Source organism: Rhodocista pekingensis, from assembly GCF_042665545.1.
GTDB lineage: Bacteria > Pseudomonadota > Alphaproteobacteria > Azospirillales > Azospirillaceae > Rhodocista > Rhodocista pekingensis.
This window is the reverse complement of sequence record NZ_JBHTCM010000006.1, coordinates 141,741-163,896: the sequence shown is the minus strand read 5'-3', so window position 1 is coordinate 163,896 and position 22,156 is coordinate 141,741. Positions and strand designations below refer to the sequence as shown.

Sequence of the window (22,156 nt, the reverse complement as noted above, 5' to 3'; positions counted from 1 at the left end):
CCCTCTCAGCGGTCGCGGCCACGGGCGAGGAAACTGGCCTCCTGACAGACCAGGACGAAGTCAGCGATCCGTGGACCATCATGGTCATGGCGGAACCGCTCATAGGCAGCCTCCAGCGCCGCCAGGGCCATGGCCTTGGTGTCGTCATCGGCTGCCGGTGCGAGGTCCAGGATCGGCCCGAGCCGGGCCAGTTTCTCAAGCGTGTCCCCTTCCGACCGCCCGATCTGGCGCTTCAGTTCCGCCGCGGAAGCCCCTGTCGGAAGTCTGTCCAGCGTGTCGGCCAGGGAGCGCAGGCGGTAGGCCCAGCGGTCGGAGGCGCCGTCGCGGAACGCCTCCACCAGCGCGGTCACCCAGGGCACATCTTCCCAGCGCAGAACGCTGGTCGCATGTTCCCCCGACCGGCGGCGCACCGTCAGCGCCAGGCGGTCGCGGCCATCACTCTTTGCCTTCTTCTCCGCCGCGCGGGCGGCGTCCAGCGCCTCCCGGAGATCCTCCTTGTGATGAACCACGGCTACGCCGACGGACAGGCCGGCCTTGTCACCCAGTGCGAACCGCCCCTCATGCCACCCCCCGATGCCGCGGAACGCATTGCGCAAGGCGAGGGCGCAGGACAGGGCATGCGCGGCCGGCAGTACGGCCAACACGTCATCTCCCCCGGAATAGATCAGCCAGCCCTTATGATTGGTGACGATGGTCGGGGCTGCATGGATGGCAAAATTCGCCAAGGCTTCGGAAATCGCCATATGATGCAGAGGCGACATGCGCTGACCTTGGTCAAGCTTCTCTCCCCGCAACCACTGCCCCATATTGTCGCCATCGGCGACGAGAATCGCATAATAGGACGGAGGTTTGTTTTTGCTTTTTCTTTTAGTCTCCGATATCAGTCTCCAGACATCGTCCGAATCACAGGATTCGTCTTTATCCTGATCTTGCCGTGTCCAGTGCAGCCACTGCCCGGACCACTTGCCCTCTTCGGCAGGCCTCTGCCAGTCCAGTCCGGCCTCCCCCAACCATTCCACCGCCGCCACGGTGGCGGTATCAGGAAAGCGGGCATCCTCTCGCTCAAGCTCTAACGCCGTCCGCAGGAAAGCTGGAAAGGCGAACCGCTTGACCAGGGACTGGGCGCAGAACCGTTCCTTCGGGCGCATTCTTACGCCGCCCATTCTCAATTTATCGGGTGCGACCTTCCAGAAGCCCTCATCTCCCATCTGCTCCCAGCTGCCCAGAAGGGTGCATTTCGCTACAGTTCTCGCAGCCTGGGCCGCAGGGTTCACCGGCACCGGCAGGGCGGATCGTCGGGCTGCCAGCACCCGGCCGGCGAGGTCCACCAGCCCGATCCAGCCCACCCCGCCGCCTTCATCCGCATCCGTCGGAACCCCAAGGCGGGAAAGCGTCGATGCGTCGACATCCAACGGGACCGCCACGGCACGGACATGCAGCATGGCGTCGATCTGCGAATCCCAGAGCGCATCCCAGCCAGGGAAATCGTCCATCTGCTTGGCGATCCTTCCCCGCACCGCAGCAGCAATCTCAACCAGCGCGTCCTTCGCCGCTGCCTCGCAGGCACGCGCCAGGGCCGCAGCCTCAGCACCCTCCTCGCCCCAGGGGACGAGTGCCAGAAACCGATGTGGCAGGCCGGACGTGGGGATGGTCTCTTCTCCCTGTCCAGATCTCTGCCTCGGGTTTCCGTTCAGGCTGGGCGATATCAGGTTGTGCTTGCCCAGCCTGTCGATCACCGGCCGCATCGCGCAGGACGACAGGTAGGACAGAAGCGCGCTGCCGGTCCGTAGATCGCGGAGCGACCGGGCAGCGGCAATAAAAGGCTGAACAGGCCCCAAAGCGACGGTGAGCAGCCCAATCCTGTCACTACGCCGAAGTGCGGTTTCTACCGCCTCCTGGAAATGTCTTCGATGGTCGGGCCTGGACCGATCCCGTGCCTGTTCTGGGAGCGTGGCACCACCGAACGGGTGGCGCCATGAATCAGCGACATCACCACTCTTATGGCAGAACCGACCGACAACGTCCGATGCAGCAGAGGATATTCCAGTTTTATCGATTATGCCGGACCGGGATGGTCCAGATGGTCGAGCATCTATCTGCCGCTTGTCCATATGGGGACATCCTTTGGAGGGTTACCAACATCACAGGTAGGATCTTTCCGTTGAACTATCCCGTGCATGCGGCACTTATGATCAACGCACCCACCAGAAGGAGTAAGGTGCCTGTTCGTAAGTGGTATGTGAAGCGCAATGACCGTGGCGGGCTCCCGGCCTGCTGAAATCCATCGCCGGGGCATGCTCCTGGCTGCGCCATGTGTTCGCTGATGGCGGCTATGCCGGAGAGAAGTGGGGGGTGCGCTCAGGCAGGTCGGCACCTGGACCCTGGAGATCGTCCGCCGCTGCGACCAGGCCGGGGGCTTCGTCGTTCTGCCCTGGCGTTGGGTGGTCGAGAGGACCTTCGCGTGGCTCGGCCGCAACCGCCAGGGCGTGGCTCTAGGCCGCCAGCGTCAAGCTCCTCATCCGGCGTATCGCCAGTGCATAGGTCAACTCAAGCGATTCTGGCCCGGACTCTCCGTCTAGCAATGAAGCTCATGACGACAGCCGGATACGCTGATGAATCTCGATATGCTGCTTTTCCGGTGAGCGATGGTCCGGATCGATATCCAGCCCAAGCCGGCGCTCCGCATAATAGAGCAAAGCTTCTCTGACTGTAATGCGCAGGCATCCATCCACCATCCCATAGTCACGTTCAATTGCCGCTCTCTGAGGCAAGGACAAGCGGTGGTGCGGGACAATTTCCAGCAGGATCAACTGATGCCACTGCGCATCCTGGGCGGGATCGGATTCTGAGGGTCCATTCTCGATTACGGACAGGATGCGGCCCAGCACGAAATCCTTGAAGACCTTGTCGCGGCGGCACCAGGACCGGGCGTGCCAACGGAAACCGTCAAAGGCCAGGGCGTGCGGTTCAATCCAACGATCCGTCGGCGTCGCGGCGGTCATGGACTGGTAGCGGACCGCCAGTGCCTGCCGCTGCTGGATCGCCGTGACGATGGCGCGCAGGATGTCCGGAGGCACGGCGCGGCGCGGCGTGGGCACCGTTGAGAAGGGCGGCAGATCCGCGGGAGAGATGCCAGCATCCGCGACAATACCCTCGGCATCCAGCCGCAACCAGGCAAGATATCGATCACTGTCGGGCGTCAGCACCACCGGGTGGAAGCCCGGGGCGGCTCGATAGCATTTGGCGCTCTTGTCATAGCGAATGTTATCCGGCGCCATCGCCTGATATCGGGTCAGATCCCCCGACGCCTGATTGATGGAGATGTCGAACCTCTGCATCAGGTCGGAGCGGTTCACCGTCCCGCCCCAGTACAGGCGGAACTCGATGAATTCAAGACGATGCCGGACGCCCCAGCGCAACCCGGACGATTCCGCCTGTCCCATGATTGAATCTCCCTTGACTCCACACCCGGCTTTACCCACCATGGGATGCATCCAGAAACTGGATGGAATGCCTTAGAAGACCCGTCACCCTTTATTACCCGTCTTATTTCAGGGGGAAATCATGCTGCCGCAGGGACCGACGCCGATCAAGCGGCGGGGCCTTCTGGCTGGCCTGGCCGGTCTTGCTGGCGGACTGGTCGCCCCGCGCGCAACCCAAGCCGCTCCGGCCGCAGCCCCGATCCTGCTGCTGGAAAGCCATGTCGCGGGCACGGCCTATTACGATGCAGGCACGCTGTTGACGGGATTGTCGGCGGGGCAGCGGCTGACCCTGCGCCGGCAACCGGACAACAGGCATGACGATCTGGCCATCGAGGTCCTGGTGCCCGACACAGGCAAGCTGGGCTACGTGCCCCGCATCCACAACCAGCCGCTGGCGCGGCTGATGGATGCAGGGAAAATCCTGCGCGCCGAAGTATTGGATCTGACTCCGCAGGAATGGGAAAAGGTCTGGATCCAGGTCTGGATGGTGGGATGAAGGGAATGGACGGATTCGCAGGAATCTTCGAGGCATTGACCGGACGTTCCCCCTTGCGCTGGCAATGCCGGCTCCATGATCTGTTCCTGACGGGCAAGCTCCCGCCGGCCCTGGACCTGCCGACAGGGTTGGGCAAGACGTCGGTGATGGCCGTATGGCTGGCAGCGAAGATCGCCGGGGCGCCCCTGCCCAATCGACTGGTCTATGTGGTGGACCGGCGCGTGGTGGTGGATCAGGCGACGGAAGAGGCGGAAGCGCTGCGCAGGACTGCCATCGCACATGGCCTTCTCCCTGATCTGCCCATCTCCACCCTGCGCGGTCAACATCTGGACAACCGGCGCTGGATGGAAGACCCGACGGCCCCGGCGATCATCGTCGGCACGGTGGACATGATCGGGTCACGGCTGCTGTTCCGGGGCTATGGCGTGTCCGCCGGCATGCGCCCGTTCCAGGCCGGGCTGCTGGGGGTGGATACGCTGGTGGTGCTGGACGAGGCCCATCTCTGCCCGCCCTTCCAGGCGCTGCTGGTGCGGATCGCTGCCCGTGAGGGTCTGGGGCCGTCAGAAAGCCTTGGGCCGGATGCGGCGTTGCTGCCGCCCTTCATACTGCTGCCCCTGTCAGCCACGGGCAACGACACCGAGGGCGCCTTTGCCCTGAAGGAAGAAGACGAAAAGGACAGCTTCGTCCGCGACCGGCTGACCGCCGGCAAACGCCTGACCTTCACCCCCTCCGATGGCAAGGTGGAAGACGGGCTGGTGCGGGAAGCGCTGGCCCTGGCCGACAGTCCGGGTGGCCGCATCGCCGTCTTCTGCACCAGCCGCGAGGTGGCACAGAAGGTTGCCGACCGGCTGGTCGACAGGAAGGCAGGACGCCCGCCCGAAGCGGTCGTGCTGCTGGCCGGTGCCCGCCGGGTCCATGAGCGGGAACGGGCCAAGGAAGAGTTGCAGGCGACCGGCTTCCTTCCTACCAGGAAAGATCAGTCCGCCCTGTCCCCGCCTACGTTCCTGGTCGCCACGGCCGCAGGTGAGGTGGGGATCGATCTGGACGCCGACCACGCGGTCATGGATCTGGTGGCAGCGGAGCGGATGATCCAGCGCCTGGGCCGCGTCAACCGCGCGGGGGGCAAGGGCCGCTTGGCCCAGGTGCGGGTGATCGATGTCGCACCGGAGAAGGAGAGTGCCGAGGCCCAGGTCCGGCGGGAGGCTTGCCGGCGGTTGCTGGAAAGCCTGCCGATCCGCAGCGATGGCGGCTTCGACGCCAGCCCTGGCGCCCTGCTGACCCTGCGGAAGAACCGCGATCTGCTGGTTCGGGCCAGCACCCCGGCCCCGCTGTACCCGGCCCTGGACCGGCCGACGCTGGACGCCTGGGCCATGACCAGCCTGAAGACCCATCCGGGCCGGCCGGATGTGGCCCCCTGGCTGCGCGGCTGGGTGGAGGAGGACGATCCGGAGATCACCCTGATCTGGCGCCGCTGGCCCTGGGACGAGCACGGCCGGTTGCCTGACCCCAGGACACTGGCGGACTGTTTCGAGGCAGCCCCGCCCCGCCTGCTGGAACGGCTGGAGGCGCCCCGGTCGCTGGCCCTGAAGATTCTGGCCGAGCGGGCCAAGCGGGTGGACCTGGGCGACCACGTCCCGGCCGTGCTGGCCCTGGCCGACCGGGTCGAGGAACTGACCCTGGCGGAGCTGCGGGACAAGCGACGGCGCGACCCGTTCTTCGAACGGCGTTCCGCCGACATGGTCTTCGTCGTCCGCCACGATCTGGGCGGGCTGGACGGCCATGGGCTGTTGGCCGGCGATGCGGCAGGCCCGGTGCCCTGCCTGGATGATGGCTGGGACGATGAGATCCTGAAAAATGCCGGACTCCGCATCGTCTTCGACGAAGCGGGCGAAGCGTCCCGGAGTGAGGGAAAAGGCGGCTGGCGGCAGGTGGACCGGATCGGCCTGACCGATCCGCAACGGCCGGATGCCGAACGGTATCTGTCCATCCAGGTCTGGCGCGATGCGGACCGGGAGACGGGCGGTGATCCGGCCGTCCGGCGGCGGGTGCAGGGGCTGTACGACCATCTGGGCGAAGCGGAGGCGGAAGCGGCCGCGCTGGCCGAACGACTGCGTCTGCCAGCCCCCTGTCGGGCCATGCTGATGGCGGCAGCCAAGGCCCACGATCTGGGCAAGCGGCGCCTCCAGTGGCAGCGGGCCATGGGCGCGCCGCGGAGCGGGGAACCCTACGCCAAGACCAACGGCAAGGGAGCCAATCCCGCCCTGCTGCTGATCAATGGCGAGACCTACCGGCACGAGTTCGGCAGCCTGCTGGACCTGGAACGGGCGCCGGAGGTTCTGGCGGGGCTGGACGCGGACCTGAAAGATCTGGCCCTGCATCTGGTGGCCGCCCACCATGGGTATGCACGGCCCTGGATCGCCCCCGTCGATCCCGACTGGCAGACCTCCCTGGCCAGCCACCGGGAGCGGGCGGCCGCGGCCGCCCTGCGCTTCGCCCGGCTCCAGGCGACATGGGGCCCCTGGGGGCTGGCCTGGTGGGAAGCGCTGCTGCGGGCTGCCGACCAGCGGGTGTCGCGCCGGCTGGATGAGGGCGCGCAACCGGCAGAGGAGACGGCGTGATGGCCACCTCATCCATTCCCGTCGATCTGCGCAATCCAGGCCAGGTCTTTGCCTGCCTGGGTCTGATGGAAGCGGCGGAGATCCTCTGCGGCCCGACGGAAGGCGGCTTCATCTGGAAGGACCGGGAAACGCAGGTGCGCTTCACCCTGACCGCCCCCGGTGAGGACGATCCCGTCCTGACGGTGCTCCGGTTTCTGACACAGGCCGAGGCGCTGGCGCTGGCCCCCTCCGGATCGGCTCTGGCGGCAAAGGAAGCCGGTGTGCCGACGCAACCGTTCGATCCTGCCGGCACCTATCCATGCCCGGCACCGACGACACCCAGCGCCCTGCCAACCCAGCTGATCGGCCCGGGAGGGGATAAGATACTGCTCTCCTCCTGGGCGGACGGCAGCCATGTCGGTCGCGACACCATGAAGTTCTGGGGCGGGGCCAGCGGCTATTCCGGGGCGGCGTTGACCCGCGACGCGCTGAATCTGGTCCGACCCTTGGGCGGGAACAGTCTGGCGGTGACCGCCGCCGACCCCTTCGCCTTCGCCCGGCCGCAGACCAGCAGCTTCCGCTTCGACTGGCGGCGGGACTACATCCCGCTGGATGTGGGATTCTCGCCCAATGACCATGACAAGAAGGTGCGGATGGTGGGCTATCCGCTGGTGGAACTGCTGGCCGCCATCGGCTTGCAGCATGCGCGCCCACTCCGCCTGAAAAAGCTGACGTATCGCTACGGTGCCTGGGGCGCCAAGGTCCCGACCCTGTTTGCCCGTGCCCTGCTGGGGCTGGGCAATCCCGGCTTTCCCATCCGCAGTTTCACCATGCATCTCGGATGGCCCGGCCAGGAAGGCCAGGCCCGCTGCATCAAGGACGCCCTGGAGGACACCGCGCCATGACCGACATCCTGTCCCTGACCGACGACATCATCCATGGCTGGGCCGACGATCCGCGCGGGCCGGTGGCCCTGTCCCTGAAGCAGCGCCTGCTGCCGGTGGAGGGCGAGGGGGCGGTCTTCTTCCCCCCCACCTATGCCGACACCAGGGACGGCTACGCCATCGACGAACTGTCCGACGGCACCATAGTGGTGACGGTGGACAGTGTTGGGGCACAGGCCAACCGCATGGAGCCCCTGTTCAAGCGGGCCAAGGCCGACCAGCCGGAAAATCCCCTGGCCGCCCTGGTGCCCCAGATCGACGTCGCCTATGGCAACGAGAAGACGACCTCCCTCCTGGAGGCGGGCCATCGGCTGGGCGATGCGCTGATCCGATCCACCGACCTGCAGGAACAAGCCCAAGCCGCCTTCCGGCACTATCTGGACACCGGCGATGCGGACGCCATCGCCAAACTGGCCCCGACCTCTCTGGTGTTCGGCGCCTGGGACAGCCGCGACACCCAGGCCAAGCTGCCGCGCATCGTGCAGTCGGTGATCCGCGCTCATGATGTGGATGTGCTGCACCGTTCCGCCCAGTACAATCCGGCCCTGGACTATACGGCTCTTGGCGTCTTCGATGAGACCGACAAGGCCAAGGCGGAGCGCGATGCCAAGAGCCCGCTGGCCCAGCGCGGCTTCGTCCATGTGCCCTCCGTGAATGCGCCCGGCGGCGTCATCGCCCGTGGCGGAATCTGGCGTAGCGTGACCATCAATCTGGTGGCCCTGCGTCAGTTGGGGGGAACGAACGGCAAGGCTCTGCGCCGCTATGTCCTGGGGCTGTCGCTGGTGGCGGCGACGGAGCCGCAGGATGGCTTCCTGCGCCAGGGCTGCCTCTTGACCCCGGATGCCGAGGCGCCGGCCGACTGGCAGCTTGTCGCCCGCACCGGCAAGCGCCAAGCGCTGGCCCTGGACGCCGACCGCGCCCTGGCCTATGCGCGCGACGCAGCGGCGGCGTTCGGCGTCGGGCCGGATCGCCGCGCCACCTTCAGCCCTACCAAGGCCAAGGCCGACGTGAAGGCCAAGGGCTGAGACCGCGCCGGTCCGGTGGGGAAGGAGGGGGATTCATGGCCGACCGCGCCCTGTTGATTGAGGTGACACTGCTGGACGCGCGCTATCATGGCGTCGGCGACTGGCCGCCTGCTCCCTGGCGGCTGTTCCAGGCGCTGGTGGCCGGGGCCTATGGTGGGCGATGGGCGGCGGAGGGCGGCACGGACAAGGATCAGGCCCTCCAATGGCTGGAGACCCTGCATCCACCCCATATCGCCACTGCGCCCGCCTTTCGCGGTTCCGAAACGGTCCACTACGTCCCGAACAATAGCCTGGATGCGAAGGGCGGCGATCCCGACCGGGTCGCGGAGCTGCGCGTGCCCAAGCGGGTCCGCCCGACCCTGCTGGACGGTGAGCCGCGGCTGCTCTACGCCTGGGCCTATGACCGGGCGCATGAAGGGCTGGCGCGCACCGTGGCCGATCTGGCCGACCGGCTGCACACACTGGGCCGCGGTATCGATCCAGCCTTCGCCCGGGCGGAGCTGCTGGACTGGCACGAGGCGGAAGAGCGGCTGCGGGCCCATGGCGGGACCATCGCCCGGCCCAGCAATCGGCCCGGACATCCGGACCGGGACCCGGGCTGCCCCGAACCCGGATCGCTCATCAGCCTGAAGCAGCGCTTCACCGCCACCCGCCGGCAATATCAGCCGGGAAAGGAAGGGCGTACCCTGACGCTGAACTTCACCCGGCCGCCCAAGCCGGCCTTCCGCACCGTCGCCTATGACCGCCCTCCCGCCCACACCCTGTACGAGCTGCGACAGGAGGACGGGCGGTTCCATCCCTGGCCGCTCTGGCGGGCGGTGGAGCTGACCACCCGCCTCCGCGATCTGGCCGCGGCGGTGCTGACGCGGCGCCTGCCGGAACGGGCGGCGCAGATCGACCGCTTCCTGGTCGGGCGGGAGGCCGGGCCGGCGGACAAGGACCGCCGGGTGCGGCTGATCCCCCTGCCCTCCATCGGCACGCCGCACACCGACGCCTCGATCCGCCGTCTGCTGCTGGAGATCCCGCCCGACTGCCCCCTGCCACGGGAGGAGGTGGTCTCCGTCTTCTCCGGCCTGGACCTGCGGCTGGATCCCGGAACGGGGGAGATCGCCGACGGGCCGGAACCGACCCTGGTGGCCAGCAGCGATCTGGGCATGGCCGGGCAGTACGGGGTCGGATCGGCAGGTGAGCGCCACTGGCACAGCATCACGCCGCTGGCCCTGCCGGCCACCCGCCGCCGCCTGGACCCCGACCGCCTGCGCGATGCGGACGAGCGGGTGCGGGCGGTGGAGCTCAAGACCGGCCAGGAGCGTCAGGACGAGGAAGACCGCGCCCGCGCTGCCGTACTGGAGGCCTGCCGCCATGCCGGGCTGGCCCCCCGCACGGTCCTGTCCATCCGCCTGCAACGCGAGCCTTTCTTCGTCAAGGGAGAGGGGGCGGAGCGGTTTGCCGATGCGCGCTTTTCCAGGCACCGGCTCTGGCATGTGGCGATCAGCTTCGCCGAACCGGTGGCGGGGCCGCTGCTGCTGGGCGACGGGCGCTGGCTGGGCCTGGGCCTGATGGCTCCGGACACGGGGGCGGCGGTGCAGGCGGACGCCCTGTCCTACGGCCTGTCCCCGGATGCCCGCCCACCGCTGGCAGAGCGGGAGGCTGTGACGCGGGCCGTGCGCGCCGCCCTGATGAGTCTGGCCCGCACGCCGGACGGCGGTGTGCTGCCCCTGTTCTCCGGCCATCTGGACGGGCCGGGACCGGCGCGCCCGGGCGAACACCGGCATGTCTATGTCGCGGTGCTGGATACCGATGGCGACGGCCGGCTGGACCAGGTGCAGGTGATCGCCCCCTGGCGGGTCGATCGAACCTATCAGCCCGAAGGTCGGGACAGGGGGGACTTCGTCCGCATCACCAACCAGTTGCGGCAGGTGCGGGCCGATGCCGCCGGCCTGCTCTCCCTCTCCCCGCCACAGGCGCTGCCGGCCGAGCGGGGCCGCATCTGGACCAGCCTGACACGCTATCGCCCCACCCGGCATCCCGACACGGGAGCGGACAAAGCCGCCTTCATCGCGGATGATGTGCGCCGGGAGCTTCACCGCCGCGGCCTGCCGGCGCCGACGGCGATTGAGGTCAGCGACAGCCAGGTCGGACCGCGCAAGGGCCTGTGCGCCCGCGTCACCCTGCATTTCGCCCAGACGGTCACCGGCCCGGTCCTGCTGGGCCGGGATGCGCACCGGGGTGGGGGGCGGTTTCGGATTGATGACCGCGCCCATATTATAACTAAAGGCTGATTTTCACCAGGATTGCGCTATCCTTGGCTCTTCATGCCAGACGGAGCGACACGCGTTGGTGGATGATCTGCCCGAGGACGATCCCGCCGGAGGGGCGCCCCAGGGCCGCGCGCAATGAACGGCTTTACATCGTGACCTACGATGTCGCCGATCAGAAGCGATGGCGGCGCGTGTTCCGGGTCATGGAGGCCTATGACCACTGGTTGCAGCTGTCGGTCTTCCAGTGCCGGCTGACGGCGCGCCGCCCTGGCCATGCGCCTCGACCGCGAGATCAAACCGTCGGAGGACCAAGTCCGGATCCTTGACGTGGGGCCGGCGGATGAGGTGGATTTGCGTGTGGAAAGTCTGGGCAAGAGCTTCCAGGCCATCCTCCGCGAGGCGCGCGTCATCCAGGCCTGTCTGCCGACCCCGGCCGCGAGCGGCGCGATGCCCACAGAAAGGCGGACCCCGCTCGCCCCCAGGCAAGATCCTGTTTTATCTTGGGTTCTTGGACATTGTGAAGCACTATCCACCCTCTGGAGCGCCCCCTCACCTCCCCGAATCCGGACCCGCTCGATTCCCTCTGGAAAAACCAGGGAGTTACAGCAGGTTGGACAAGGGTAGCTTCCTCGGCCCATCAGGCCGAGGCCTCATTGAAGCTCCGGGATCGGGATCGTGAAGTTCGGCAGGTAGATGCTCCTTCCTCGGCCCATCAGGCCGAGGCCTCATTGAAGCGCGCAGGACTACGGCCTTGCGCTGGACGACGTGACGGCGGCCCTTCCTCGGCCCATCAGGCCGAGGCCTCATTGAAGCGAGGAGTGGCAGGATGAGCAGTGAACTGGACCCCGATTTCATCACCCTTCCTCGGCCCATCAGGCCGAGGCCTCATTGACGCTTGGTCTACCTAAGAGCGGGCCCCCGCGTCAGCGGCGGGGCACCGACCGGCCGGGCAGCATCGCCAGCACGGCCCGGCGTTGATCCGGGGTCATGCTGCCCCAGAGCGTGATCTCTTCCAGCGAGCGCCGGCACCCGATGCAGAGCCGGGTCGCCGGGTCCACCTTGCAGACACGGGTGCAGGGGCTGGCGACGTAGTCGTCCGGGTCCTGCATTCCCGCGGCAGCCCCCCGCCCCCCCGGGCCGCCCGTCATGCCGGCCTCCGGCAGGCGGGGCGGAACCGGGAAGAGGGCAGGCGCAGGGGGGACACGCCCGGGGATCGGACCGGCATGGGGCGGACGGACACGGGCTTCCCTTTTTTCTTCTGATCGCGGTGCAGCACGGAGATAGGTCCGACGGACCTGCCGTCCAGTGCCGGCGGATGCCCGGCATCCGTACCCTGACGGTCACAGATATCCGGTACTTAAGTGAAATTTAACGCGGGGGGACGACTCTGGCCGGGCAGAGCAGAGGCCCATGCCATGACCCGTCGGGACCGCACCGGCACGGTATCCCCCACCCCGGTGCCCACCCCAGGCCCCCGTCCTTCCGCCGCACCGTCCGTCCATCGTCCCCAGGACGGGATGGCCCCGGCGGCGGAGGACGAGGTCTGGCTCCGTCTTCCGTTGATGGTCGTCGCCGTGGGTGTCGCGGCCGCGATCCTGCTGACGGCGATCGTGCAGACGACGCTGGTGACCGAGGCCCGCGACCGCCACCACATCACGGTGCATGCCGCGGTGACGGATCTGCTCAACCGCATCGCCGCGGCGGACGCCGCCGCGGACGCCGCCGCCGCCCTGCTGGTCGGCGGGGCCGACGGCGGCACGCTGCCCCGCTTCGCCGGAACCCTGCTGGACCGCCACCCGCATCTGGGCGCCTTCGCCTGGCGGCTTGCGGACGGCAGCGCCGGCGTCCTGCCCGACGGGCCGCTGCCGGACCTGCGGGCCGGGGACGGGGTGCGGCTGGCCGGCGACACCCTGGTCTTCGAGCGCACCGTCCCGGCCGACGGCGGTCCCGCCAGCGTGGCCGCCCTGGTGCCGGCCCGCGAACTGTCGGACGATCCGCTGCCGGGCAGCGTGGCGTTCCGCGCCACGCTCCTGGCCCCGGGGTCCGTGGCGCCACCCGCCGGCCCCGGCGCCCTGATGCTGGAGCTGCCCGACCAGGGCTGGGTCCTGCGGCTGGAGCCGCCGCCCGCGCCACCGGTGTCGCCGGCGATTCCCCTGGCGACGCTCTGCTTCGTGCTGGCGGTGACGGTGGCCCTGGCGGCCTATGCCCAGGCCGTGCAGCGCCGCTCCCGCGACCATGCCCGGATGTCGGCGACGCTGCGGCGCGCGAACCTGGAGCTGGAGGCCCGCATCCAGGAGCGCGACCGGGTGTCCGCGATCCTGGCGGAGAGCGAACGCAAGTACCGCGATCTCTACCAGAACACGCTGGAGGGGATCTTCATCACCTCGCTGGAGGGCCGCTTCCTGTCCGCCAACCCGGCGATGGTCCGGATGCTGGGCTACGGCTCGGAAACCGACCTGCTGGTCGGCCTGCTGGACATCGGCAGCCAGCTCTACGTCGATCCCGGCCGGCGGGCCGAGATGCTCCGGCAGATGCGGGAGAAGGGAACGGTGCAGGACTTCGAGGCGGAGATGCGCCGCCGGGACGGCAGCACCGTCTGGCTCGCCCTGACCGCCCGCGCCCTGCGCAACGCGGCCGGCCAGATCACCAGCTTCCAGGGCTCCTGCGAGGACGTGACCGAGCGGCACCGGGCCGCCGAAGCCATGCGCGCCGCCATGCAGCAGTCGGAGATGGCGAACCGCGCCAAGGGCGAGTTCCTGGCCAACATGAGCCACGAACTGCGCACGCCGCTGAACGCCATCATCGGCTTCAGCGAGATCATCGCGGCCCAGTCCCTGGGGCCGATCGGCAATCCGGCCTATGCGGACTACGCCAACGACATCCACGCGAGCGGCCGCGTGCTGCTGGACGTGATCAACGAGATCCTGGACCTGTCCGCCATCGAGACGGGGCGGCGGGAGCTGAAGGAGCGCACGGTGGACATCGGCCGCGTCGTGCGCGGCAGCCTGCGCCTGATCCGCGAGCGTGCCTTGCAGGGCGGCGTGACTCTGGAAACGGCGCTGGAGGAGTCCCTGCCCCTGGTCCGGGCCGACGAGACCGCCTTGAAACAGATCCTGTCCAACCTGCTGAGCAATGCCGTGAAGTTCACCCCGCCCGGCGGCCGCATCACGGCCGGCGCGCGGGAGACGGAGGACGGCCGCATGCTGCTGACCGTGCGCGACACCGGCATCGGCATGAGGCCGGAGGATCTGGCCCATGCCATGGAACCGTTCCGCCAGATCGAGAAGCCGCTGACGCGCCATGCCGGCGGTGCCGGGCTTGGCCTGCCGCTGGTCAAGGCGCTGGTGGAGCTGCATGGCGGCAGCTTCACGCTGGAGAGCACGCCGGATGCCGGCACGCTGGCCAGCGTCTGGCTGCCGGCCGACCGGGTCCGGCGCGACTCCCCCCCGGAGGCGTCGTCCCTGACAAGTGGCGGCCTGAGCGGTGGCGGGAAGGCGGGAACCGCGACGGTCTGCGCCGCCCGGTTCCCCTTCTGACCCCTGCCGGGATCACAGATCGTCGAGCTGCTCCCGGGTCAGCCAGAACACCTCGCCGAAGCTCTCCGCCGTCTCCAGCCAGGTGAACTCGGTGTCGGGATACTCGGCTTCCAGGATGGCGCGGCCGGTGCCGATCTCGCAGAGCAGGCCGCCCTCCTCCGTCAGGTGCTTGTGCGCCTCGGCCAGGATGCGGCGGACGATGTCCAACCCGTCCTCGCCCGACCCCAGCGCCATCTGCGGCTCGTGCCGGTACTCCGGCGGCAGCTCCGCCATCGCCTCGGCCGAGACGTAGGGCGGGTTGGTCAGGATCACGTCGTAGCGCCGGCCCTTCAGCGGCTTGAACAGGTCGCCCTGGATCAGGCTGACCCGGTCCTCCAGCCCCGCCTCGGCGACGTTGATACGGGCCACCTCCAGCGCCTCGGGCGAGAGGTCCACGGCATCCACCATCGCATCGGGGAAGATGCCGGCGGCCAGGATGGCAAGGCAGCCGGACCCGGTGCAGAGATCCAGCACCCGCCCCACCTCGGTAGGGTCCTCCACCAGGGTGAAGCCGTCGCCGCCGAACAGGTCGGAGAACAGCAGCTCCCCGATGTAGGAGCGCGGCACGATCACCCGCTCGTCCACATGGAAGGGCACGCCCTGGATGTAGGCCCGGCCGGTCAGGTAGGGGGCCGGCTTGCGGGTGGTCACCCGCGCCTCCACGATCTCCGCCACCAGCCGACGCTCGGCCGGGGTCAGCTTCGCGTCGAGATAGGGGTCGAGCTGGTCGATGGGGAGCTGGAGCGTCTCCAGCACCAGGAAGGCCGCCTCGTCATAGGCGGTGGTGGTGCCGTGCCCGTAGACCAGCCCCGCCGAGCGGAAGCGGCTGACGGCATGGCGCAGGAAGTCGCGCACCGTGACCAGTTCCGCTGCGGCCGTGGCCGCATCCACTGCCGGCAGGGGGAAGCGCCGGGCGGGCGGCACGGGCGGCGGGGCGGCAGCCGGAGCGCCGGACGGGGCGCCTGACGAGGGGGCGGTCTTGGTGCTGGACCTGGGGGGCATGGGCGGGGACCTCTCCGGCTGGGGCGGGCCCCGGAGTCCTATCAGGTCCCATTCCGGAGTACCAGCACCGGGCCGGCGGGCGCGTCAGGAGATGGCGCGGACCTTGACGACGGACTTGCGGAGGTCCTGCACGGCAGCGGCCGGCCTTCCCCCGGGCGGCAGCACCAGCGAGGCCCCGGCATTGCTGATCCCGCCGCCGGCATCGGTTCCCGAGGCCGGCGTCACGTCCCAGCCGAACGGGGTCGTGATCGTGCCGCCGTACCCGCCGGCGCCGGGTTCCACCGCCCAGCCGGACGGGACATGGAAGGCAGGCGGCTCGATCCGCCAGCCGTCGGCGGTCCTGAAGACACGGTACCAGTCGGGCACCGTGATCGTGCCCTTCGACACGGTGGCGTCGTATGCCACCTTGAAGGGGACCGGAACGGTGAGCGTCGCCCCCGTCCCGGAGGGCAGCCTTCCGGGGAGGAAGGCGACGGCCGGGGCTTTCTTCGCGGCAAAGGTAGCGGCGGAGGTCGCTGCCGCGACGGTGGTCGGCATCGTGACCACGCTCTGCATGCCGGTGCTTGAGGACCTGATGATCTCGTTACTGCCGGTCACCTCGATCCCGTGCCAGCCCAGGGCGACGAAGGCGTCCACGGCGTCCGCCACGGCGGAGTTGGGGCCGGGGTTGACGACATCGAAGATCGGCTCCGTGAATGCCGGCCCCGAGGCCCCGCGCGCCGCCATGCAGAAGGCCATCGACAGGGTGATGAAGCCCTTGTCCGCCTTGTCGAACGGAAGCCCCGTTCCCCCGGTGAAGCGTGGCGCCGCCATCCCGTTGGCGTTCAGCCAGGTGACGAGCTTCCGCGCCGTGGTGCTGTCCACCGACTTGCGGTCCCGGCTCCCCATCAGAAGGTTGCCCTTACCGTCGCCATGGCAGTTGATGCGGATCTTGCCCACCTGGGCCAGATCCCCCGCCCACCTCATGTAGGTCCGGTAGGCGGGCGTCGTTGTCGCCCTGTCGATATCCGCGACGGGGACGGCAACGGTCATGTAGTTGTATCTGTCCACGTCCTTGGGCGGTGGCTTCGGCACCACGGACGTGACATCGCTGCCGAACAGGCTGGTCTTGATCGAAATGAGGCGCGCTGCCCTCAGCGCGTGCTTCGTGCTCTGGTACTGGAGCTGCGGCTTGATGTCGGCGTGGAAATCGGTCCAGCCGCCAGGGCCGGTCAGGAAGACCTCCAGGAATCGGGTGTAACCGGGCATGTGTCCTCCACGACGCCGCGGCCGGCCGGGGGGCGCCCGGGGACCGGATGCTGGGGAGATGCGGGGCGGTCAGGAGATCGCCCGCACCTTGACATCGGAATGGGTCAGCGGCTGCCATTCGCCTTCGTTGACGGCGGGGTTGAAGAGGATGCCGCCGCCCTGGGCGTTGGGGCTGGGCGTCACCTGCCAGCCGGCGGGCGTGGCGATGCTGCCGCCGAGGCCGGACGGGTCGCGCGTCAGCAGCCAGCCGGCCGGGATGGAATAGGTGGGGGCCTGGATGTCCCAGCCGCCGGACGGGTTGTTCGTCACGTTGGCCGGATCGGGGGTCACCGTATAGGTGGGCGGGATGTGGATCCTGCCGGTGCCCGACCAGTAGGAGTATTCGACCAGGAAGCCGTGCGGAACGGTGATCTGGGTGCCCGTTCCGTCCGGTCCCGCGTCCGTCTGGAAATCCATGCCCGCCGGGAAGCCGAGGGAGGTCATGGAGGGGGCCCGCACCGCCTGGTTCTGCCGGCCGTCGGTCGAAGCCGTGATCTCGTTGCTGCCGGTCACCTCCACCCCGCGCCAGCCCTGCGCCCTCAGGGCGGTGATGGCATCCGCCACCGCCGAGTTCGGGCCGGGGTTGAGGGCACCGGAGAGGAGGCTCTGCGAAGCCCCCTCGGTGGGACCGCGCGCCGCCATGCAGAAGGCGAAGGCCAGCGTGACCAGCCCGTTCGACGCCTTGTTGCCGAAGACCGTATCGACCATGCCGATCGTCGGCTGCGGCATGCCGTTCGCCGCCAGCCAGGCGACGAGCTGGGCCGCGTTCGCCGCGTCCGAGGCGGTATGGGGCTGGTCGTACATCAGGAAATGGCCCTGGCCGTCGCCATGGCTGTTGACCCGGATCTTGCCGATCTGGCCCGTGTCACCGACCCACTGCACATACTGCTGATAGGCCGGGTTCACGACGGCGCCGGCGATGTGCGCCACCGGGACCACGACGCCGACATAGCCCGAGGCGTTCAGCGGCGGCGTCGGGAGCTGCGGCGTCAGCACCGCCCCGCCGGGCGTTCCCGCCGGCGGCACGCCGGTGATCAGCACCTGCTGCGCCAGACCATGGGCGGCGGTCTGATGGTTGGCCTGCTCCGCCACCTCGCCGGCGAAATCGTACCAGCCGGACGAATGGGTGAGGAAGACGTCGAGGTAACGGGTGTAGTTGGGCATGGGTCCTCCACGGCAGGGGGCGACCGGATGCCCCCGCCGGAAGGACGTGCGGACCCGCGCCGCTGTGAACGCCCCCTCTCGCGCGCCGCGTCAGGCGTCGTTGGCGGCGCGCTGCCGGGCGGACCGCTCGGCATGGTCGGGGAACAGCCCGGCCAGCCCTTCATGGTTGGCGGTGCAGAGGCCGCGCTCGGTGATGAAGCCGCTCACCAGCCGGGCCGGGGTGACGTCGAAGCCGTAGTTGGCGACGGGCGAGCCGTCGGCGACGATGCGGACCCGTTCGATCCGGCCGTCGGCGGTGCGGCCGGTGATCTCCGTCACCTCCTCGTCGCCGCGGGTCTCGATCGGGATGCCGTGGACGCCGTCCTCCAGCAGCCAGTCGATGGTGCTGCTGGGCAGGGCGACCCAGAAGGGCACGCCGTTGTCGTGCGCCGCCAGTGCCTTCAGATAGGTGCCGATCTTGTTCGCCACGTCGCCGCGGGCGGTGACGCGGTCGGTGCCGACGACCGCCAGATCCACCATGCCGTGCTGCATCAGGTGGCCGCCGGTGTTGTCCGCCACCACCGTGTGCGGCACGCCGTGGTGGCCCAGCTCCCAGGCCGTGAGGAAGGCGCCCTGGCTGCGCGGCCGCGTCTCGTCCACCCAGACATGCACGGGGATGCCGGCATCGTGCGCCATGTAGATCGGCGCCGTGGCCGTGCCCCAGTCCACCGTGGCCAGCCAGCCGGCATTGCAGTGGGTCAGCAGGTTGACCGGGCGGTGCGGGTTGCGCTGGTGCAGGCCGCGGATCAGCGCCATGCCCTGGCGGCCGATGGCGCGGCAGACCTCCACATCCTCCTCGGCGATGGCGGCGGCCTCGGCATAGGCGCGGCGCACCCGGTCGGCGGGCGGGGTGACGGACAGCACCTCGCGCAGGCGGGCAAGGCCCCAGCGCAGGTTCACCGCCGTGGGCCGGGTCGCCAGCAGCCGGTCGTGCGCCGCGTCCACCGCCCGGTCGCCGGCGTCCTCGCGCATGGCCAGCGCCATGCCGTAGGCGGCGGTGACCCCGATCAGGGGGGCGCCGCGCACGGCCATGCTGGTGATCGCCTCGGCCGCCTCTTCCAGCGAGGTCAGGCGGCGGGTGCGGAAAGCGAAGGGGAGTGCCGTCTGGTCGATGATCCCGACGGACCAGCCGTCCGCGTCAACCCAGATGGTGCGGCGATGGATGCCATCGACCTTCATGCGCAGGCCCTTCCCGGCAACGGAGCAAGGGCCGCAGTTTCGGCAGGCCGGCCGCCGGGATCAAGCCCCCGCATCGACCGGCCGGCCTGCGCCGGCGCGCTGCGACGATCAGGCCCGGCGGCGGAACTGCACGTCCTGGAACCGCTGGCCGGCGCGCAGGAACAGCGCCTCGACCTGATCCTCCGGCATCAGCCAGCCGCGCGGGCGGCCGGGCGTGGCGCGCGGCTCGTCATCCTCGTCCTCGTCGTCCAGCGCGTCCAGGGCCGGCCGGCGCAGGGCGGCGGGCCGGGCCTTCTCCGCGGCATGCAGCACCGCCCCGGCCCGCAGCGGGGGGCGGCCGGCGGAAACCGGGGCCGGGCGGGCGGGCGGCAGGGAGCCGGCCGACGGGATCAGGACCGCGGGGGCCGCCACGCCGGACAGGGGGGCGGGGCCGGCGTCGCACAGCTCGGTGGCTCCCAGGACCACGCCGCTCCCGGGGAGGTCCGCTCCGGAAACGGCCAGTCCGGAAACGGCCGGTCCGGAAACGGTCGCGCTGCGGGCCTCGGGGCTGCGGCGCACGCCCATGGAGGGCGGACGCAGGTCGAGCGCCCGGATGCGCCCGATCACCTCGCTGATGCCGAGGCCGAGCTGGCGTGAGATCTCGATGGTGTTGGCGCCGCCCAGATAGAGGGTGCGGATCAGGGCGTCGTTCGCCGGGACCGGCGGGGGGGCGTCGAGCGTTTCCGTCATCATGGTCGGGCGCGCCTCTGGCTGTGACCGTGTCGCCCTTCTTTGTCACCCTTCCATGGTTAACGTCGGGTCAATGCAACGAAGAAAAATGCGGGTTGCGACGATCTTCCGTACAGGTCGGGGCTTCCGTACAGGCCCGATCTTCCGTACAGGCCGGAGAGTCCACACCGACCGGACCGTCGGTCAGGCGCACGTCATGGCGAGCGGCTCCACCGGCCTGTCGGCGGGCACGGCTTCCAGGATGCGACCATCCTGGAGCAGCAGCACCCGGTCGGCGGCGGCGATCGTCTCGGGCCGGTGGGCGATGACGATGCGGGTGATGCCGAGCTGAGCGATGTGAGCGTTCACCTCCCGCTCCTTCGCCAGGTCCAGGTGGCTGGTGCCTTCGTCCATGAACAGGATGCGGGGGCGGCGGTAGAGGGCGCGCGCCAGCAGCACCCGCTGGCGCTGCCCGCCGGACAGCGCCGCCCCCATGTCGCCCACCAGGGTGTTGTAGTTCATCGGCATTGCCATGATTTCCGCGTCGATGCCGGCGATGGCCGCGCACTGGCGCATCCAGGCGAGATCGGGGGCGGGATCGAAGAAGGTGATGGTCTCTGCCAGCGTGCCGGACAGCAGGCTGTCGTCCTGCATCACCACGCCGACCTGGGCGCGGAACGCGCCGGGGCCGATATGGTCCAGCGGCACCCCGTCCACCAGCACCTCCCCCGCCGTGGGCCGGAACAGGCCCAGCATCACCTTCAGCAGCGTCGTCTTGCCCCCGCCGGAAGGCCCCGTGATGGCGACGAACTCGCCCGGCGCCACCTCCAGGTCCAGGCCGGCGATCACGTCGGGTTCCGCCTCGGCATAGCGGTAGGCGACGCCCTTGCAGGCGATGCGACCCTGAAGCGGCCGGGTGATCAACGGTTCCGTGGCATCGCGCTCCAGCCCCTTCTCCCGCTCCGCCAGCGCGATGTCGCTGATGCGGTCCAGATGCAGGTCCAGCATGCGGTACTGGATCGCGGTCTCCAGCAGCTTGGTCGCCTTGTCCAGGAACTGCTGCTTGTAGGCCATGAAGGCGAACAGCATGCCGACCGTCAGGTCGCCGTCCATCGCCAGCCGCGCACCGGCATAGACGACCAGGATGTTCTCCACCCCGTAGATCAGGCCGTTCGCAAGGGTGAAGCCGATGTTCAGGCGGCCGAGCCGGACGCCGCGGGTGATCGTCTCGGCGAAGCGGTCATGCCAGACGCCTTCGCGCTCCGTCTCATGACCGAAGACCTTGATGGTCTGCATCGCCCGCGCGGTTTCGATGAAGCTGGTCTGCTCCTTGGCGCTTGCGGCGATCACCTCCTCCTCGCGCTGGCGCAGGAACCGGAACGAAGCGATGCGGACAGCGGCATAGAGCACCAGCGCCACCAGCACGATGCCGGCCAGCACGGGCGAATAGAGAAAGATCACGACCAGGGTCAGGACGGCCATCACCCCGTCCACCAGGGCCGCCACCAGCCCGTCGGTGATCAGGTCACGGATCGGCCGGGTCGAGCCGAAGCGGCTGACCAGATCGCCGATGTGGCGTTTCTCGAACCAGTCCAGCGGCAGCCGGAGCATATGGTGGAACAGATTGACCACCATCTGGTGGTTGACGACGGCTCCCAGGATCAGCAGCACCGTGGAGCGCAGCCACTGCGCCCCGAGATTGATCAGGGTGAAGAGACCGAAGCCGACGGCCAGGGCGACCATCAGGCCGCCGTCGCCCTTCATCACCGCTTCGTCCACGGCAAGCTGCATGTAGAAGGGGCTGGCCAGCACGAAAAGCTGTAGCACGACCGACAGGATCAGGGCCTGGGCCAGGGCACGCGTCATCCCGTCCACCCGGCCGAACAGGGAGAAGAGGCCCAGCGTCGAGCGCTCCTTCTTCTTCTCGAAGCCGGTCGTGGGCGTGAGTTCCAGGGCCACGCCGGTGAAGTGCTGCGACAGCTCCGCCAGGGTCAGGCGCAGCACGCCCTTGGCCGGGTCGTGGACCGTGGCCTTGCCCCCCGTCACCGCCGCCAGGACGACGAAATGGTTCATGTCCCAGTGCAGGATGGCCGGCAGCTTGAGGTCCTTGAGGTGGGCCGGCTCCAGCCGCAGTCCCCGCGGCGCCAGCCCCAGCCTCTGCCCCATCAGGGCGATGGTCTTCATCGTCGTGCCCTTGAGCGACACGGAGAAGCGCCGCCGCAGGGCGGACAGGTCGGTCGCGTGGCCATGATGGCCCAGCACCATGGCCAGGCAGGCCAGCCCGCATTCCATGGCTTCGGCCTGGAGAACCACCGGGGTGTTCTGTCGCTGCCCGAAAGCCATGCCCCCAAGACTCACGCCCGTTCTCCGTTCAGATGCCGTATCGGCCGACACTCA

The 22,156-nt window shown here is 69.1% G+C and carries 16 protein-coding genes and 1 pseudogene; 8 read left to right on the top strand and 9 right to left on the bottom strand.

Annotated features, from left to right (window positions below; all coding sequences use genetic code 11):
• Positions 1-5: 5 nt before the first annotated feature.
• Positions 6-2,111 carry a type III-B CRISPR-associated protein Cas10/Cmr2 gene (cas10, locus tag ACFQPS_RS05670; protein WP_377357177.1) on the bottom strand — a complete coding sequence of 702 codons (2,106 nt, stop codon included), beginning with the start codon at positions 2,109-2,111 and terminating at the stop codon, positions 6-8.
• A 151-nt stretch (positions 2,112-2,262) separates the two neighbouring features.
• Here cas10 and ACFQPS_RS05665 point away from each other — a divergent pair.
• Positions 2,263-2,483, top strand: a pseudogene (locus ACFQPS_RS05665) (transposase); the annotation flags it as partial.
• A gap of 105 nt (positions 2,484-2,588) precedes the next feature.
• On the opposite strand, the gene ACFQPS_RS05660 reads toward ACFQPS_RS05665, so the two are convergent.
• Entirely contained in the window at positions 2,589-3,443 is an 855-nt protein-coding gene (locus ACFQPS_RS05660) for a BrxR family helix-turn-helix transcriptional regulator (protein WP_377357176.1), read from the bottom strand.
• Between the two features lie 121 nt (positions 3,444-3,564).
• On the opposite strand from ACFQPS_RS05660, the gene ACFQPS_RS05655 reads away from it, so the two are divergent.
• The 6 genes from ACFQPS_RS05655 (at position 3,565) to ACFQPS_RS05630 (ending at position 11,131) form a co-directional block, all read left to right on the top strand.
• Positions 3,565-3,978, top strand: coding sequence for an HIRAN domain-containing protein (locus ACFQPS_RS05655; RefSeq protein ID WP_377357174.1), 414 nt, complete (start codon positions 3,565-3,567; stop codon positions 3,976-3,978).
• 5 nt (positions 3,979-3,983) lie between these two features.
• Positions 3,984-6,596: a type I-G CRISPR-associated helicase/endonuclease Cas3g gene (cas3g, locus tag ACFQPS_RS05650; protein WP_377357173.1), complete on the top strand. Its 2,613-nt coding sequence runs from the start codon at positions 3,984-3,986 to the stop codon at positions 6,594-6,596.
• Positions 6,596-7,480 (top strand): type I-G CRISPR-associated protein Cas8g2, encoded by an 885-nt coding sequence (gene cas8g2 / locus ACFQPS_RS05645; RefSeq protein WP_377357171.1) that lies wholly within the window; start codon positions 6,596-6,598, stop codon positions 7,478-7,480. The genes cas3g and cas8g2 overlap by 1 nt, the downstream gene beginning before the upstream one ends.
• Entirely contained in the window at positions 7,477-8,544 is a 1,068-nt protein-coding gene (gene cas7g, locus ACFQPS_RS05640) for a type I-G CRISPR-associated RAMP protein Csb1/Cas7g (protein ID WP_377357168.1), read from the top strand. The genes cas8g2 and cas7g overlap by 4 nt, the downstream gene beginning before the upstream one ends.
• A 35-nt stretch (positions 8,545-8,579) precedes the next feature.
• Entirely contained in the window at positions 8,580-10,826 is a 2,247-nt protein-coding gene (gene csb2, locus ACFQPS_RS05635) for a type I-G CRISPR-associated protein Csb2 (protein WP_377357166.1), read from the top strand.
• A gap of 62 nt (positions 10,827-10,888) precedes the next feature.
• Entirely contained in the window at positions 10,889-11,131 is a 243-nt protein-coding gene (locus tag ACFQPS_RS05630; protein WP_377357347.1) for a CRISPR-associated endonuclease Cas2, read from the top strand.
• Positions 11,132-11,728: 597 nt separating this feature from the next.
• Here the strand turns inward: ACFQPS_RS05630 and ACFQPS_RS05625 are convergent.
• Positions 11,729-11,953: a DUF1289 domain-containing protein gene (locus tag ACFQPS_RS05625; RefSeq protein ID WP_377357165.1), complete on the bottom strand. Its 225-nt coding sequence runs from the start codon at positions 11,951-11,953 to the stop codon at positions 11,729-11,731.
• Between the two features lie 369 nt (positions 11,954-12,322).
• Between ACFQPS_RS05625 and ACFQPS_RS05620 the strand changes: the two genes are divergently transcribed.
• Positions 12,323-14,341 (top strand): sensor histidine kinase, encoded by a 2,019-nt coding sequence (locus ACFQPS_RS05620; protein ID WP_377357162.1) that lies wholly within the window; start codon positions 12,323-12,325, stop codon positions 14,339-14,341.
• 12 nt (positions 14,342-14,353) lie between these two features.
• On the opposite strand, the gene prmB is transcribed toward ACFQPS_RS05620, so the two are convergent.
• The 6 genes from prmB to ACFQPS_RS05590 all read right to left on the bottom strand — a co-directional run bounded on the left by prmB (position 14,354) and on the right by ACFQPS_RS05590 (position 22,117).
• Positions 14,354-15,382 (bottom strand): 50S ribosomal protein L3 N(5)-glutamine methyltransferase, encoded by a 1,029-nt coding sequence (gene prmB / locus ACFQPS_RS05615; RefSeq protein ID WP_377357159.1) that lies wholly within the window; start codon positions 15,380-15,382, stop codon positions 14,354-14,356.
• Between the two features lie 84 nt (positions 15,383-15,466).
• The gene (locus tag ACFQPS_RS05610; RefSeq protein ID WP_377357156.1) at positions 15,467-16,630 is read right to left on the bottom strand and encodes a hypothetical protein; all 1,164 of its coding nucleotides are present in this window, start codon (positions 16,628-16,630) and stop codon (positions 15,467-15,469) included.
• Between the two features lie 69 nt (positions 16,631-16,699).
• Positions 16,700-17,833 (bottom strand): hypothetical protein, encoded by a 1,134-nt coding sequence (locus ACFQPS_RS05605; RefSeq protein ID WP_377357154.1) that lies wholly within the window; start codon positions 17,831-17,833, stop codon positions 16,700-16,702.
• Between the two features lie 90 nt (positions 17,834-17,923).
• On the bottom strand, positions 17,924-19,051 hold the full coding sequence (gene mtnA, locus ACFQPS_RS05600) for an S-methyl-5-thioribose-1-phosphate isomerase (RefSeq protein ID WP_377357153.1): 1,128 nt from the start codon (positions 19,049-19,051) through the stop codon (positions 17,924-17,926).
• A 108-nt stretch (positions 19,052-19,159) separates the two neighbouring features.
• Positions 19,160-19,783: a hypothetical protein gene (locus tag ACFQPS_RS05595; protein ID WP_377357151.1), complete on the bottom strand. Its 624-nt coding sequence runs from the start codon at positions 19,781-19,783 to the stop codon at positions 19,160-19,162.
• Positions 19,784-19,963: 180 nt separating this feature from the next.
• Entirely contained in the window at positions 19,964-22,117 is a 2,154-nt protein-coding gene (locus tag ACFQPS_RS05590) for a peptidase domain-containing ABC transporter (protein WP_377357149.1), read from the bottom strand.
• Between the last annotated feature and the right edge of the window lie 39 nt (positions 22,118-22,156).